The following is a 16,510-nucleotide window of genomic DNA, read 5'->3' on the forward strand; positions in this document are numbered from 1 at the left end:
CGCTTCAAATGGTTTGTCCTTGCCTGAATATATCCATTTCACATCGCCCCACGCTAAATAACAGATTAAACAACAGACAATGCAGTTTTTGTTATAGGTAAACGCTTGGATTGGGCTAACAATCATTCTATGGTTTTATTCTCAATTCGAGGAAATAGCAATGATACGTTTTCTACTAATATGGGCCTGTGTGATGAGTTTGAGTGCCAATGCCAACCAGTTCGATCAGCAAGTTAGTGTGGGAGATCCCGCCATTAAAGGTGAGGCCAGCTACGATGCGGATAGCCAACAATACCGGATCAAAGGGGCCGGTACCAATATGTGGTTCAAACAGGACCAAATGCACTATTTATACAAACAATTGCCGGGTGATTTTATTCTGCGAGCTCATGTGGAATTTGTCGGTAACGGAGTAGAGCCACACCGCAAGATAGGCTGGACGGTACGCAAGAGTCTGGATACCAGTTCAGCTCAAGTCACCGCCGTAGTACATGGTGATGGCCTGACCTCCCTGCAATTTCGCAAACAGGACGGGCTAGACACAGAGCAGATTGAATCCAGCGACAAAATGCCGGATGTGATCCAGCTTGAGCGCCGTGGCAACCAGTATATTATGTCCACCGCTCAATTTGGCCAGCCATTTACCCAAGTGCAAGCAGCCGATTTGGACATGGGAGAAAATCCCTACGTTGGCCTGTTTGTTTGCTCGCATAATCCCGAGGTAGTAGAACAGGCTGTTTTCAGTAATGTGCGTATTATTACTCCCGCGGCAACCGACTTTAAACCCTATCAGGACTATATTGGCAGTAATCTTGAGCTGATGGATGTAGAAAGCGGCCACCGCAAAATCATTCATCGTGCGCCTAATTCATTACAAGCACCTAACTGGACCCATGATGGCAAAACCCTCATCTACAATGCTGAGGGTAAGTTGTATAACTACGATTTAGCCAGTGGCAATATCAGCGAACTTAATACCGGTTTTGCCAACGAAAACAATAACGACCACGTACTCAGTTGGGATGGCAAACAAATCGCTATCAGCCATCACAATCCTGACGATGAACGTCGCTCAACCGCCTATATTTTGCCACTCACCGGCAGTGATAATCCGGTACAGGTTAATAAAACGGGGGCTGGACACACCTTTTTACACGGTTGGTCACCGGATGATAAAAATCTGATTTTCACCGGCAATCGCGATAACAAATGGAATATTGTCAAAATCAACATCGCCTCCGGTCAGGAAACCATGCTGACCGACAATGAATATCTGGATGACGGCTCTGAGTATGCGCCGGATGGCAAGTATATTTATTTTAATTCAACCCGCACCGGCACCATGCAGATTTGGCGGATGAAAGCCGATGGTAGTGAACAAACCCAGCTGACCTTTGATGAATATAACGACTGGTTCCCGCATATTTCACCGGATGGCAAGCAGATGGTGATGTTGTCATATCTGCCGGATGTGGCGGCTGAGGATCATCCGTTTTACAAGCACGTCTATTTACGCATTATGCCCACCGATTTAAGCCAAAAACCCAAAGTGATTGCCTATGTTTATGGCGGTCAAGGCACCATCAACGTGCCGAGCTGGTCGCCAGACGGCAAAACCATCAGCTTTATTAGCAATACGCTTATCGAACAAAACTAATCAGACTGGTATCAGTGCATCCACTAACAGTTGCACTGATACCCTGCCGCGAAACTCATTGATGTCGAGCTTATAGGCCAATTGTATCTGGCGCACCTGCTTATTCGGCCACTGTTCAAGATCCACATTAAAAGCGATGGCATCAAACAATTCACCAGAGGCGCTGGCCACTTGCATTTTAAGATGCTTTTGTCCCACTATTTTTTGTTCAACCAGATTAAACACACCATCAAATAACGGTTCTTCAAATCCCTGTCCCCAAGGCCCGGCTTGTTTTAACTCACGGGCGAAGTCCAGTGTTAGTTCACTGTCATCCAGCTCACCATCGGAAATCACTGCCCCTTGCAATTCGGTATCCTGTAACCATTGTTCCGCCACGTTATGAAAGGCGGATTCAAATGCGGATAAATTGGCTAGCGGCAGGGATAATCCGGCTGCCATGGCGTGACCACCAAACTTACTAATCAAACCAGGATAGCGGCTGTTAATATCTTCCAACAAATCACGAATATGCAAACCGGGAATGGAACGTGCCGAGCCTTTAATAACCTCGTCGTCCTGATGAGCAAAAGCAATGGTAGGGCGAAAATACTTTTCTTTGATTCGCCCGGCCAATATGCCAATCACCCCTTGATGCCAATCCGCTTGATAGAGGCACAATCCATAAGGTAATGCCTGGTCGGATAAACGAAGTGAATCCAATGCTTTAACCGCTTCTTGCTGCATCGATGCTTCTATTTCACGCCGTTCACGATTTAGACTATCCAGCTGCACGGCCATGGCTCTGGCCTGCCCCATATCATCGGTTAGCAAGCATTCAATGCCCTGCGACATATCGTCTAAACGTCCTGCCGCATTGAGCCGAGGACCGATCACAAAACCAAGATCAGATGCGGCTAAATTAGCCTGCTTACGACCCGCTACTTCAAACATGGCAGTAATTCCCGGACGACACTGACCGGAACGAATACGTTGAATACCTTGATGAACTAAAATACGATTATTCTGATCCAGCTTAACCACGTCAGCAACCGTGCCCAAAGCGACAATATCCAGCAACTGGGCTAAATTCGGTTCTGCCTTGTCCACAAACCAATCCCGTTTTTTAAGCTCTGCTTTGAGTGCCAGCATCATATAAAACGCGACGCCCACCCCTGCCAGATGTTTGGATGGAAAGTCGCACTGCGGCTGATTGGGATTTACAATCGCGTGGGCATTGGGCAGCGTTTCAGCGGGTAAATGGTGATCGGTAATTATCACCTCAATGCCCAGCGCTCTGGCCCTATCCACGCCCTTTAGGCAAGCGATACCACTATCTACGGTCATAATCAGTTGGGCTTGTTGCTGATGGGCAACATCAACAATTTCCGGACTGAGTCCGTAGCCAAAATCAAAGCGGTTAGGTACCAGATAATCATGCTGTTGACTGCCTAAACGAGTTAACGCCAGCATGCACAGTGCCGTACTGGTGGCGCCATCAGCATCAAAATCGCCGACAATGACGATCTTACGCTGTGCCACAATCGCGTCAGCCAAATATTGTGCCGCCGACAAGATACCTTTTAACTGATTAAAATGTGCCAATCCGTTCAGACTGGTATTAATTTGTTGCTCTGACTGAATTCCCCGAGCCGCATAAATCTGCAGTAAACGCTCGGGGAAACGTGTTTGGGTAGAAAATAGCGCCGCTGACTTGCGACGCTTGATATTGACGCTCATAAACAGTTAAGTAAGTGACAATAATTAAAGATCACTTAATGTCGCCAACAATTGCATCGGCGGTTGATAACCGGGGATAAGCGTACCATTTTGAGTGATGATTGAAGGCGTCGCATTCACTCCGACTTGCAAGGCAAATTCATATTCACTGCGTACTTTATTATCACAGGTTTTAGCCACCACATTAGCGCCTTCTTTTGCCTCGGTCAGTGCTTCTTTCGGATCGTCTGCACACCAGATAGACACTAGGTCATCATAAGTTTGACTATTCAATCCCCCACGTGGAAACGGCAAATAATCAATAGTGATACCCAATTTATTGTACTGCTCAATTTGCGAGTGCAATTTACGGCAATATCCACAAGTAATATCAGTAAATACCGAAATCCGATATTTTTCATTTTCAGCAGCAAAACGTATTGCGCTGCCGGAAAACTCTTTAATCCCCTCTTGACGCATGCCCGCCAAGGTTTGCTCTGTTTCGTTGACAATACCGTCATTAAGATTAAACAATCGGCCTTGCAACAAATATTTACCATCTGCGGAGCTATAAAAAACGCCTCTGTCGGTAATCAATTCTTTTAATCCACTCACCGGCAAAGATTTAACCTGCTTAACCTGAATACCCAGATTTTGTAACAGGAAGGCTTTTAACTGGGCATCGCTATCTTTTAACCCGGTATCAGTACCTTGCGCCATACTCTGTTGGCTAGCCAACAACAATAAAAACGGAACAATTAGCTTTTTGATCATGTAGGAATACTTCTTTTAGTTAAAACCGGAATGTAGCTTAGACCGGTCAGGGCTAGTTATGATTGCATTGTATGTTATCGATGCGCAAAGTTCAGCCCCTTGGATGATGCTCAAGTATGACTTTTTGTAACCGTTGCGTGGCGACATGCGTATAAATTTGCGTGGTGGATAAATCACTATGTCCAAGTAGCATTTGAACTACCCGCAAGTCAGCACCGTGATTGAGTAAATGAGTGGCAAAGGCGTGTCGCAAGGTATGTGGCGATAACTCCACCCGAATATCAGAAGTTTTGGCATAATATTTAATCCGATGCCAAAACGTTTGCCGGGTCATTTGAGTCCCCCTATTGCTGGGAAACAACACATCGCTGCCGGTTTTAAGCAATAATCCCCGCCCTTGACGCATATAACGCTCTATCCACTCCAACGCTTCCTCGCCCAACGGAACCAGTCTTTCCTTGTTGCCCTTGCCTGTTACCCTGACAACGCCTTGCATCACGCTGAGCTGGTTAACCCTAAGGCTCACTAATTCACTAACACGCAGTCCCGTGGCATATAACACTTCCAGCATGGCTTTATCACGCAGTTGCACCGGGTCATCAACCAACGGGGCGGCCAATAACGCCTCAACCTGTTGCTCGCTCAAGGTTTTTGGTAACGATTGGGGAATTTTAGGGTTTTGCAACAATCGCATTGGATCATCAGTACGTTGCTTGTGCTGTAATTGGTATTGAATAAAATTGCGTAGACTACTCAAAAAACGTGATGTACTGCGTTCAGATAAACCTTGATCATAGCGATGAGCCAAATAAAAATTAATATCGTCGGTACTGAGCTCAGATAACAATATTTGCTGTTTCGCCACAAAACTCGATAGCTGTTTTAAATCACGCCCATATGCCGCAATGGTATTGTCGCTTAGGCCTTTTTCCAGCCACAGTGATTGCAGAAATAAATCGATATGCTGGCTATTTTGCTCCTCATAAGCACTGCTGTTATTTGTCACGTTATACTCTGCGTTGCCCCGATTAACCGGGCTTTTAATCAGTAAGATGCCTGGGCTTTAGGATAATGTGGAGAAAGAGTTTGGCGTACCCCATTGCCCCACACTATCGCTTGGTTAAATAAGCTATGGAGCAGTTTTTGATCTACCGCCAGCTCTTTCGACAAACGAATAAGGTTAAGCCAATTGGCACTCTCAAAAGCTTTAGCCACCGATAGATAGTCGGCTAAACGCCCCTTTTCCCCCATCAACGCTTGCTTAATTTCAAGATCAATAGGCAGTTTGTTGACCACGTCATTTAGATTCTGACTCAGCAACGCATCGAGTAGCGAAAATAATCCCACCAGAAATCCTTTAGGGGGATTATCCACATCTTTGCGAGCGTGACTGATCAACTCACAGAACTTGGCGCGCACCAACGACATATGCAGCAATTCCATGGGTTTTTCATCACCCAGTTTCGCCAGCGCTAAAATGGAAATAAATTTCTTTAATTCAACTTCTCCCATGTAATTAAGCGCATGACGCAATGAGGTTATTTCGTAACGTTTATTGACGGTAGGGTTATTAATAAAACGCAATAACATGTAAGCCAGCCCGACATCACGTTCCAAAATTGCATTGACTCTATCGAAAGAAAAACTACTGTTGGCACTCTCTTTCATTAATTCAACTAATGCCAATTTGGAGGTAGGTAGATTTTTTTGTTTGATAACTTCAGGCTTAGCAAAAAAGTAGCCTTGGAACAGATTAAAGCCCAGATTGTTGTATAAATTAAACTCTTCATGAGTCTCTACTTTTTCAGCCAGCAATTGAATATTGGCCTTCTGCAGTTTCTCAATTTTGCCTGCGATGGTTTGATAATCGGACAGGTGAGTATCCACCTTAATAATATCGATATAGGGCATAAAAATGTCCCAACGAGCATCGAAGGTATAATCATCCAAGGCCAATTTATAACCTTTATCTTTTATTTTCTTACAGGCATTCACCATTTCCTCAGTGGTGGGAATGGTCTCAACGATTTCCACCACCACATGCTCGGGATCCAGCATGCTGGGAAAATCATTCAGTAAGCTATCGCGGTGAAAATTAATAAAGGAGGTTTTATGGCACGCAATGTCCTCTAAACCTAGCGTGAGATGGTTATTTGCCAATATTCTGGAGGTGGCTTCGTCAGGCTGAATATTAGGAAAACAATTCTCCTTGCCATCTCGAAACAATAGTTCGTAGGCACAAACGTTTTGATCCTTATCCATAATCGGCTGACGAGCAACATAAGCAAACATGACATTTTTCCTTGACTTTTTTTATCAATAATTTTGCACATGAGCACTTTATCAGCAAGCGTGACATAGGCCAACAAATATAAGACATACAGCGACGGTTATTCTGCTGTGAATACACCACAATAAAATTCAAGCTGGACTGGATCTGAGCCGCACTTATCCGCACAATACAGCGGATTAGGATCCAACTAGGAAATCTGTAATGGCAGCAACAATTGGCCTGTTTTATGGTTCAACAACGTGTTACACCGAAATGGCCGCCGAAAAAATTCAGCAAGCACTGGGGGAAGAGCTGGTTGATTTGCACAATATCAAAGAGGTTGAGCTGTCTCTGGCTGAACAATACGACATTTTGATTTTTGGGATCTCAACCTGGGATTTCGGTGAACTACAGGAAGATTGGGAATCACATTGGGATGACATACGTTCATTAAACTTAGTCGATAAGACCGTTGCATTGTTCGGTTTAGGCGATCAAATTGGTTATGCTGACTGGTTTCAGGATGCACTGGGATTGTTGCATGATGAGTTACTGTTGCTAGATTGCCAGATTATCGGTTACTGGCCCAATCAAGGTTATGAATTCAATGCCTCAAAGGGCTTAACTGATGATAAATCTCACTTTGTCGGTTTGTCTCTTGACGATGAAAATCAATATGATTTAACCGAACAACGTATCAACCAATGGACCGAATCCCTGCTTGAACAATTGAGTTAAATCGATAATGAACATGAATGAGTGCTTCGAACAATCAGCAAAATACATGCATCCCTTAGCCTAATTGCCCCTCAATGCGATTAATGACTCATTAAGCTGCCTATTTTTCAGTCAACTACATACCCACGTATAGAAATACATACCCGAAAGTAGCCATTCACCCATACTCATCCGATGACATCCTATAGATAAGTCAATGATTTTTCTCTAGTATTCGCGCCCCTGATTATGAGGTTGTTTAACTTTTATACATATTTAGTGAAGTCGGAGCGTTATTTCGATTGATTTAACGTCGATCATAAACCTGATGCCTGATGTACTAATTAAGCAGATAAAAGCCCCCCTCGTATTCATATTAGCCTGATTTGTAAAGGATTTACCTTTACAGCTGGCAAATAGAAACTACTTTTAAAGTAGTTTCTGTCCATTAATTGTTAAAAGGTGTAGAGATGAAAAAATCCTCAATATTGGTGTTTCTAACCGCGTTTATTTGTTTTAGCGCAACGGCTGAAATTAACTTTTCAGGTTTTGGAACTATCGCCGGTGGCATGACATCTAGCAGTGACGAGTATTTAGATGGTTACAATGATGACTTTGATATGAAAGCTGGGTCATTTTTTGCCATTCAGGGAAGCTCTGACTTAGGTGATGGCCTTACTGCGACAATACAAATCATGTCCCGTGGTGACAACGATTGGGATCCAAAATTTTCATGGGCCTATTTAAGCTATGAAGCGAATGATCAATGGCGCCTTTTACTGGGCCGTCAACGTGCTCCATTATTTCTCTACTCTGACTACCTGGATGTATCCTATGCGTATCACTGGATCCGTCCGCCAACTGCAGTTTATGACTTACCCTTTGATTCCTTTGATGGTATCGGTTCTATCTACACCGCCAACTTCGATGACTCCACATTAACGACTCATGTGGTTTTTGGTAACAATACCGATAAGCAGGTGTTATTTTCAGGTACACCAATTCAAACCGAATTTAAACAGATATTGGGTGGCTCGCTAACTTGGAATTATGACTGGTTAACCCTGCGTGGAGCTTATTTCCAAAGCGATCTGACCTTCCCGTTTGAGCAAGGTGCTGCCAATAGTACCGCTGCCGATTTAGCCGCTTTACAGGCCGGATGGGGGCAAACTCCGTTCGCTTATATTGGTAATGAATTAGCCGTTAATGACGACAAAGGGGTATTTACTGAATTAGGGTTACAAATCGATAAAAACGACTGGTTATTTATTGCTGAAGTGACCAAAGTAACAATCGACCATACTATCTTGCCTGAACAATCTTCCTGGTATACCTCATTAGGTAAACGTATGGGCAGCGTGATGTTACATGCGACTTATGGTGTCAATAAAGATACCGACAAATCTCATCTTTTAGCCAATAGCGATGTCCCTCTGGGCGTTGATCCTGGCCTGGATTATCTGTATGGCGTCACTCAAGGTGCTATCGCCAGCCTGGAAGATGATAGTCCATTTTATACTATTGGTGCGCGTTGGGATTTCCACGATTCAGCCGCTGTAAAATTTGAATTTACCAATACCAAAAACCAGATCACAGATAAAGACGCCAATCTGTTTCAGGTTGCCATCGTTAGCGTATTTTAAGGAAAAATGAATATGAAAAAGTTATTAACCTTAGCCACCTTCATTTCCACCTTATTGTTTAGCCAACTGGCTAGTGCTGACGTTGCCGTCATTGTTAATCCAGCAAATGGCGCAACCATCAGTCAGGACGAAGTCACTAAACTATTCCTTGGTAAAGACAAAAGCTTTAGCAATGGTGAAAGTGCGGTACCGATTAATCAGCAAGGTGATTTATCCGAGGAGTTCAATACCAAGGTATTAAACAAATCAGGCAGCCAAATTAAAGCGTATTGGTCCAAGTTGGTTTTTACTGGTAAAGGAACGCCACCGAAAGAAGTTAACAGTGATGATGAAGTGAAAAAACTCGTTGCTGCCAATCCCAATATTATTGGCTATATTGATGCGGCTAAAGTAGATGCTTCCGTTAAGGTCGTGTTAACCCTTTAGTACTTGCTACCTTAAGTATTATTAATAAAACACCCGCTGTATAGCGGGTGTTTTGGTTTTATCGGTATTACATTATTTAATACGATGGGTTTGCGCGATTTCATCCGGATTCGTTATGCAAACATCCAAATCGCGAATAATGCCGTCATCAATGCTGTATATCCAACCGTGCACTGCTAATTGTTGACCCGATTTCCATGCATTTTGCACAATAGTGGTATGACAGACATTGGCAACCTGAGCAATCACATTCATCTCACACAAGCGATCAACTTTGGCTTTTTCGTCTTCAATTTCATCAATTTCTTGTTGATTATGTCGATAAATATCTTTGATATTGCGCAACCAGTTATCGATCAAACCGTGTTCCTGATTACCCAGAGCTGCTTTCACGCCTCCACAACCATAGTGACCGCTAACAATAATATGCTTAACTTTTAATACCTCAACAGCATATTGGATCACCGATAAGCAATTTAAATCCGTATGGATCACCAAATTGGCAATATTACGGTGAACAAAAATTTCTCCCGGCATCATATCAACGATTTCACTAGCCGGTACTCGGCTGTCAGAACAGCCTATCCATAGATATTCGGGATTTTGCTGTTTGGATAGTTTGCTAAAAAAGTCAGGATCCTGCTTTTTTATTCTATTAGCCCAATTTCTATTATTTTCAAAAAAATTACTTAAAACTCGCATAAGCCGCCATTGTTATTTTGTTGAATAAAAATTTAAACACGAAGTTATTTGAGCGGATAAAATAGCAAATTAACGCTCGGGAAGGGAAAAAAATACGTAAATAAAACTAAAATAATAACTGGTCTGTTCAGTTATCTGCCAACAGGGTTAACAAGGCATCCAATTTAATCGGCCGACTAAATAAATATCCTTGTGCTGAATTACAACTATTGAGCGTTAAAAAGTCTCTCTGCTCATGGGTCTCGACCCCTTCGGCAATCACTCCTAAATTTAATTTATGGGCCATGGCAATAATGGCCGAGACTATCGCCTTGTCATTATCATCGGTGACAATATCCTGCACAAATGAGCGATCAATTTTAAGGAAGTCTAATGGCAATTTTTTTAAGTAGGCTAATGAACTATAGCCTGTACCAAAATCATCAACCGAAATACTGATCCCCATGTCGCGGATCCGTAACAATAAATGATGAATTTGACGATAATCGTTAACCAATACGCCTTCGGTTATTTCCAGGGTGAGATAAGCCGGATCCACTTGTGTTTGTTCAAGACAAGTACGAACAAAGTCAAAAAACGTTTTATCTATCACTTGTAGCGGAGATAAATTGACAGCAATCTTGATTTGAAACCCCGCCTGTTGAAGGATTTTAAGCATGTGACAGGAACGCTCGAACACCCAACGCCCAATGGGTGCAATTAAACCACTTTGCTCTGCAACAGGAATAAAGTCAGCAGGCATAATTAAACCTTTCTCAGGATGATTCCAACGGATCAACGCTTCGGCTTTAAAAATCTTACCGCTTTGTAAATTTAGAATAGGCTGAAGTAACAGCTCAAATTCGTCGTTCGAGATAGCTTTTACCAGTGCCCCTTCCATCTCAATCCGTTGGCGTGAGGCCTCTTTGAGCTTCTGCGAATAGAATTGCACACTACTGGTTTTATGCTTACGACCGTTATAGGCACTTAAATCAGCAAACTTCATCAATTCTTCAACTTTTTGTGCATCATGAGGAAAACTGGTGGCACCAATACACAAGCCCACCTGGTAATGCTCTCCAGACTCGGTATAAAATCGTTGCTCGGCCACATTGAGTAACCGTGAGGTGATCTTTTTACAGTCTTGTTCGCAATCCACACCGGCCAAAATAATTGCAAACTCGTCACCACCCACTCTGGCAATAAAATCTTTTTTCTTTAGTGAACGATGTAATCGTCCGGCCAATTCCACTAATAATTTATCGCCCTCGGCATGATTATAAAATTCATTGATGCGTTTAAAGTGATTAATGTCTACATACAGCAGGTAAAACGGTTCTTGTTTATCGATACGCTGTTGCAACGTTTGCCAAAAGGCATGACGATTGGGTAAGTGGGTTAAGGGATCTTGAAAGGTCAGTTGCTCATTACGCTGCAATAAATACTTGATATGCGTAATATCATTAATAAAAAACACCCAGTTCCGAGCTTGCGTTGACTCATGGGTGACCGGATATATTGCCAGTTTAAACCATTTGAGTGTATGCGGAGGATGCATCCAGCACACTTCCCCAGACCAACTGGAGCCAGTACTAAAAATACGTTCATACTCAGGCAATTGGGTGCGCATTAAATTGAGTAATGTTTCTCTGGGGGTCGGCACGGAACGTTGCTGTTGGATATTGTATTCAAATAATTCTGCGACAGCCGGGTTTTCGGTTACCAGTTGCAGCTGCTGATCAAGTATCATAACTGCAAACCCGGCGTGCTCAATCGCAACCGCTAAAGAACCAACACCATCAGAAAAAACCTTCGGACTTTTTAAAATTGTTAACAAACGATTGTGCAAATAATCATGCTGCTCAAGCAGCTTGTCATTGGCTAACATCAGTTCACGAGCCGATTGCAGCGTACGCTGACGGTAAGCAAATTCATCGGATTTATTCACGATAACCAGCAAAGGCTGACTGTTTTGCACAATAGCGATAGCTTCAAGATTTAACGAATATCCACTTTCAGTCACTTCTGTCCATAGTCCGGATTTGATAATGCCGTTGCCCTCTGCCGACCACAGCATCTTGGCTTCCACCAAGAAATCACTCAAGAATAATGAGTGCTGACTAATATCTAGCGTTTCTCCTTGCTTAGCGTTGGGAATAAAGGCCTGGATCCAGGGTTTATCCCCTTCAACCCAAATAAACTGATCATGGCGATGAGCAACCGGTTGGAGAATCATTTGATCCAGCCCATTGGCCAAATCTTTCAGTAAATTAGTCATCGGACTGGTGCTCCGCCACGAGTAGTTCAGCGAGTTGCTGGAACATCAATTCAACATTGTCGCCGGTTTTAGCACTGGTATTAAAACTCAAATCAAATAAGGCCTGATAATCCGTAAGTTGTCGTTCATTCCAATGCCAGTGTTGCTCAAGATCAGATTTATTAACGGCCAGCACAGTTGGGCAACCATTCACTTGCTTGGCAAGAGAGTGAATATCAATACCTTCGATTAATGACGAAGTACGGGTTTGATCAACCACGATAATGTACGCCGAGGCACCGCGTAAATAACGTTCCTGAAAAACACTATAACGATCCGTACCTTCAATATCCCACAGCATGAGTTGCACTTGTTGCTGCTCACATTCGATCAATTTTTTATCAACTTTAACCCCGATGGTGGTGAGATATTTGTCGCTAAAAATACCTTGCACAAATTGACTGATCAAACTGGTTTTACCTACGCCCGAGGCACCAAATAAACATATTTTTTTCTGGATCATTGGGCTTGTCCTAACGAAGAATCATCCGTGTTGTGGCTATACATCACATTAAACATCACTTTCCGTGCAGTTGAACCATCGTTCCCCAAATCCACTTCACCTAAACCGGTCGCCAGTAAATTCCGCGGAGCGATACCAAGCTTGGTTAATTCAACAAGGGTATGGTTAGCGCGCAATTGACTAAGTTGGTCGTTAGTAACGGCACGACCACTGTTATCACTTGACCCTACAATCACTAACCCGTCAATCTGATAATTCAACTGCGTTGCCAATGATTGCAAACGCCCAAAGCGTTCGGATAACACCTGTAACTTGGCTCGCATTGGCGCAGATATAGCACTGCTAGCCACCTCAAAATGGAGTTGAGTTGCACTAATTTGCCCTATCAAACGGGTGAACATTTGGCTTACCAGTTCGGTATTGGTTCCTGACTCCGAATGACTAAAAACAACATCGGTTAACTGTAAATTACTGCCTCTCACATAACCTAAAATAGCGAGACGAGTTAACACATCTTCACGCTCGGTTATATCAATCTGCCCGCTTAACTGTAATTGACTACCATGCCACTGAAAGGTTATATCATTGTAATCACTCAGTAATTTGGCAATTTTGGCGTGCAATAATTCTGCATCTTGAGATATAAAACCGCGTTCATTTACCTCGATATGAAGATAATCTAAACCTTGCTCTGTTAACCATTGCGGTACCGAGATAGCAGCAGGATCACGCATCAAATCCATTTTGATATTGTGCTGATCTTGTATATCAATCTTGTTAACAATAATACCTGGTTGCCGATCAATTTGGCGAAGATGCTGCGCCAGTTGACTCTGTTGCCACTGGCTATATAAACCTTTTCCAACTAACAATACGACAATGAACACCAACAACCACGCTTTCCATGGAAAACGTTTTTGACGATCAAAATGCTCTGCTTTTTGTTCCGCTAATAAACAGTCTTGTAATTGCGATTCAGCATGCTCAAATACGCTGGCATCGCCGTTAAACCGTTGCAAATCATCGGCATATAAACGGTGAATATCTTCCAGTGTGAGCTGCATTTGATCGGTTACCGATTGCGGCGCATTACCTGTCACCGCAGCAACCACTAATGCCATCGGACCGGGTTTAATCAACAAGGTAAAATTGTCGGTACTGATTTTTTGCAGTTGCTCTTCCTGCCCCTCTTCGCCGGGGGCAAAAGAGTCACTGACAAAATCATTGATGGCACCTAACATGGAGGAAATTAAATCTGCGTCACCGCGACTATGTTGATGATAATCAACCGACTTGAGCAACAACCCGGTTTTACGATGAATAAGCAGTAAATGCTCAACCCGATAAATAAACGTTTGCGAGGCAACATATTGAGCAAAACTGACCCCGGCTTGCCAAGCTTTAAACCGCCATTTAAGCCCACGCACGGTCAAACTATTTTCCAGTAATTGGTTGGTTTTCTCGATAAAGTCGGTCAAAAAAGCTGATACCGCCTTACGCACCAGACTCCCTACCAGAGGATATAAATATCCCACCAACTTCTCACTATGGCTTGATACGGACTTCTCAACGGAATGCTCCACAATAGGCTGCAGTACTTTATTAATACTCCCGTCCTGCTTTTGTCTGTCATGCAGCGCTTCGGCCACCACATCAGCCACCAGTTCACGTGCCTGATGTCGAATCGTTTCGGTCACTAATTGACGATCATTGCCGAGAATTAATTCCCGTAAATGCTCTAGCTGTTGTTTATCCTGCTCATCATGTTCATTTGCAGACGACTGACTCATTACTGGGGATCATCTTCCAAATTAGTCGCCATGGTGGCCAGTAACTTAGCCAAGGTTTTACGATCGGTTTTAGACGAACTTAAATCCGCAGACACCTGTTCTAACTGGGCTTTCAGTACCGCTAACTGCTTATTAAAATGAGATGATAACGCTTGTGTTTCCTGCTCCAGAGCATGATTTAACTCTTGTAGCTGTTTATCGGTGCCCAGTGCAAACGTATCCTGTTCAGCAGCCAGACTATCGAGTTCCTTGTGGACGATATCGTCCTTGTCATCATGTTGCTTATCCACATATTGAATGCGGTCTTCCAACTCAGACAGGGATTGATCCATTTCAGCATGCATTTTTTGTAATTTATCTGAGAATTCACTATGCAAAGCCGACAACCCTTTATCGAGTGAGGCTTGCAATTGCGCTAACTGGACTTCCAATGCTCTTTGTGCATCACCAAAAACAATTTGACGCAGCTGATTTAATTCATCGCTAGGCGACACTGAACTGGGCTTGGATAACGTGGTTGATTTTTTATCAGACATAAAGCAATCCCTTTAGCGTTATTATATTTTGCACATTTGACTAAAGTTTAGTCAGTTCCTGCTAATAGTCTTGTTTTTACTGCTTTTTTCGTTACTGGTCAATTAATCAACAATAGTTTAGAAGTTTACATAGTATTCTATGCACAGCTTTTTATATGCCGCCGAATATTTTCCATCTTCAGTATGAATAATGAGTTCCTCACACTTTTGCTCACCGCTCTGAAATGAAAACTGCAAGGCGGTGCGAATCACTGGCTTTTCTGCCTTGGAACGAATCGATAATTGCTGACTAACATATAAACCTTGCTCAGTGGCATAGTTGATGACTTCATCGCTGAACTGGGTGGGAATAATGCAGGCAAAACGCCCGTGGCGATTTAACAATCTGGCACTATGTTGAATTAATTGTGCGTAGGTTAGCTGTTGATGATGCCGAGCGGTTTGTCGAGCGGCGTCGAAGGACTGTCCCGCCGGGAAATAGGGAGGGTTAGAAACAATTAAATCAAATTTTTCTGCTTCACGATGAACCTGATACTGCTGTAACGACTGGTTAGCAAAATGTAATTTGTTTGCCCAAGGGCTATTCGCTGCATTTTTTTCAGCTTGCGTCATTGCGCCAGAGTCAATATCAATACCAACAATATGACTGTTCTGGACACTTTTTTGAGCCAACATAATTGCCAGTAAACCGCTGCCAGTGCCAATATCCAGAATACGCTGATGCGTTGCTTTAGTCTCCAGCCAACTGCCCAAAATGATGCTATCGGTGCCGACTTTCATGGCGACCTGTTCATGTTCAATAAAGAACTGCTTAAATTGAAACCCTGAGACTTTATTCATTTACCTGTACAATCAAAGAAAACATCAAGACGCACTATAAATGAAAAAGCCGTTACTTAAACATCACAAAGCACTGTTTGTCATGCTGATATTAGTTTGTGCTTATCTGTTTTTTGACACTCCCGTAGGCAAACCCGGGCAAATGTATGCTGCCGTGATCAGCACCAATAACAGCACGTCTCCTCCCACCACCACTTTTGCGCTGCAAAATGGTATAGAAGTCACTTTTGATAATGTCCAATTTAAGCAAGGACAGAAAATTAAATTGTGGGTCAAGCAAACCCGCTTTTCACGCCAACGTACTTTTTCACTCACCCCTGAATTTTCTGTTTACACAAAAGCTAAAGAGTCGTTTTAGTAGAAGTCTTGATCGTCGCAATGTATCCGGTTACAAAAAAAATCCATTTATTCAACTCATCCGGGCAATAAATGCGAACAACATCCTTGTAAATTTTTTGTTAAAATAACTGGTAATTTATTAGCCAATAATTTACATTCCTTTGTTACTGGTACATAAATCAAACATTTCGAAGACAAAGACAGACACGTTAAATACGTTCTTTCTACCTATTTATTCCTGAATATCGCTTAATTTTGTCATTCAGATTTAATAGGAAAACAAATGTAACCGGTAACATTAAAACCATCCAACATGAGCTGATGGCTTAACAAAGGGTGGATACAATGCAAAGGGCA

General features: G+C 42.9%; 15 protein-coding genes. 5 read left to right on the plus strand and 10 right to left on the minus strand.

From position 1 onward, the window contains the following. The first annotated feature begins 160 nt into the window (after positions 1-160). Positions 161-1,657, plus strand: a complete 1,497-nt coding sequence (locus ACTD55_RS16745; RefSeq protein ID WP_438865476.1) for a hypothetical protein — start codon at positions 161-163, stop codon at positions 1,655-1,657. Here the strand turns inward: ACTD55_RS16745 and recJ are convergent, their stop codons facing one another. The 4 genes from recJ to ACTD55_RS16765 form a co-directional block, all read right to left on the minus strand. After that, the gene (gene recJ, locus ACTD55_RS16750; protein WP_438865477.1) at positions 1,658-3,376 is read right to left on the minus strand and encodes a single-stranded-DNA-specific exonuclease RecJ; all 1,719 of its coding nucleotides are present in this window, start codon (positions 3,374-3,376) and stop codon (positions 1,658-1,660) included. A 24-nt stretch (positions 3,377-3,400) separates the two neighbouring features. After that, positions 3,401-4,129, minus strand: coding sequence for a bifunctional protein-disulfide isomerase/oxidoreductase DsbC (dsbC, locus tag ACTD55_RS16755; protein ID WP_438865478.1), 729 nt, complete (start codon positions 4,127-4,129; stop codon positions 3,401-3,403). A 91-nt stretch (positions 4,130-4,220) separates the two neighbouring features. Then, on the minus strand, positions 4,221-5,135 hold the full coding sequence (xerD, locus tag ACTD55_RS16760; protein WP_438865479.1) for a site-specific tyrosine recombinase XerD: 915 nt from the start codon (positions 5,133-5,135) through the stop codon (positions 4,221-4,223). A gap of 38 nt (positions 5,136-5,173) precedes the next feature. Next, positions 5,174-6,421 (minus strand): EAL and HDOD domain-containing protein, encoded by a 1,248-nt coding sequence (locus ACTD55_RS16765; protein ID WP_438865480.1) that lies wholly within the window; start codon positions 6,419-6,421, stop codon positions 5,174-5,176. A 202-nt stretch (positions 6,422-6,623) separates the two neighbouring features. On the opposite strand from ACTD55_RS16765, the gene fldB reads away from it, so the two are divergent. The 3 genes from fldB (at position 6,624) to ACTD55_RS16780 (ending at position 9,187) form a co-directional block, all read left to right on the plus strand. Then, complete coding sequence (gene fldB / locus ACTD55_RS16770) at positions 6,624-7,139, plus strand: flavodoxin FldB (protein ID WP_438865481.1); 516 nt, start codon at positions 6,624-6,626, stop codon at positions 7,137-7,139. Between the two features lie 449 nt (positions 7,140-7,588). Then, a complete protein-coding gene (locus ACTD55_RS16775) occupies positions 7,589-8,761 on the plus strand; it encodes a hypothetical protein (protein ID WP_438865482.1) in 1,173 nt (390 codons plus the stop codon). 12 nt (positions 8,762-8,773) lie between these two features. Next, positions 8,774-9,187: a phosphate ABC transporter substrate-binding protein gene (locus ACTD55_RS16780; protein WP_438865483.1), complete on the plus strand. Its 414-nt coding sequence runs from the start codon at positions 8,774-8,776 to the stop codon at positions 9,185-9,187. Positions 9,188-9,259: 72 nt separating this feature from the next. Here the strand turns inward: ACTD55_RS16780 and can are convergent, their stop codons facing one another. From can to ACTD55_RS16810, 6 genes are all read right to left on the minus strand, one after another. After that, on the minus strand, positions 9,260-9,889 hold the full coding sequence (gene can, locus ACTD55_RS16785; protein WP_438865484.1) for a carbonate dehydratase: 630 nt from the start codon (positions 9,887-9,889) through the stop codon (positions 9,260-9,262). Between the two features lie 127 nt (positions 9,890-10,016). After that, a complete protein-coding gene (locus ACTD55_RS16790; RefSeq protein WP_438865485.1) occupies positions 10,017-12,146 on the minus strand; it encodes a putative bifunctional diguanylate cyclase/phosphodiesterase in 2,130 nt (709 codons plus the stop codon). Next, complete coding sequence (locus ACTD55_RS16795; RefSeq protein ID WP_438865486.1) at positions 12,139-12,648, minus strand: Rab family GTPase; 510 nt, start codon at positions 12,646-12,648, stop codon at positions 12,139-12,141. The genes ACTD55_RS16790 and ACTD55_RS16795 overlap by 8 nt, the downstream gene beginning before the upstream one ends. Further along, complete coding sequence (locus ACTD55_RS16800) at positions 12,645-14,438, minus strand: OmpA family protein (protein ID WP_438865487.1); 1,794 nt, start codon at positions 14,436-14,438, stop codon at positions 12,645-12,647. Before ACTD55_RS16800 ends, ACTD55_RS16795 begins: the two co-directional genes overlap by 4 nt. Further along, positions 14,438-14,974, minus strand: a complete 537-nt coding sequence (locus tag ACTD55_RS16805) for a hypothetical protein (RefSeq protein ID WP_438865488.1) — start codon at positions 14,972-14,974, stop codon at positions 14,438-14,440. Before ACTD55_RS16805 ends, ACTD55_RS16800 begins: the two co-directional genes overlap by 1 nt. A gap of 117 nt (positions 14,975-15,091) precedes the next feature. Beyond that, entirely contained in the window at positions 15,092-15,814 is a 723-nt protein-coding gene (locus tag ACTD55_RS16810; RefSeq protein WP_438865489.1) for a tRNA1(Val) (adenine(37)-N6)-methyltransferase, read from the minus strand. Between the two features lie 40 nt (positions 15,815-15,854). Here ACTD55_RS16810 and ACTD55_RS16815 point away from each other — a divergent pair, with 40 nt between their 5' ends. Beyond that, positions 15,855-16,172, plus strand: coding sequence for a hypothetical protein (locus ACTD55_RS16815; RefSeq protein ID WP_438865490.1), 318 nt, complete (start codon positions 15,855-15,857; stop codon positions 16,170-16,172). Positions 16,173-16,510: the final 338 nt, after the last annotated feature.

Origin of the sequence: Neptunicella sp., from assembly GCF_048268085.1 — a bacterium.
In the GTDB taxonomy this organism is placed as follows: Bacteria; Pseudomonadota; Gammaproteobacteria; order Enterobacterales; family Alteromonadaceae; genus Neptunicella.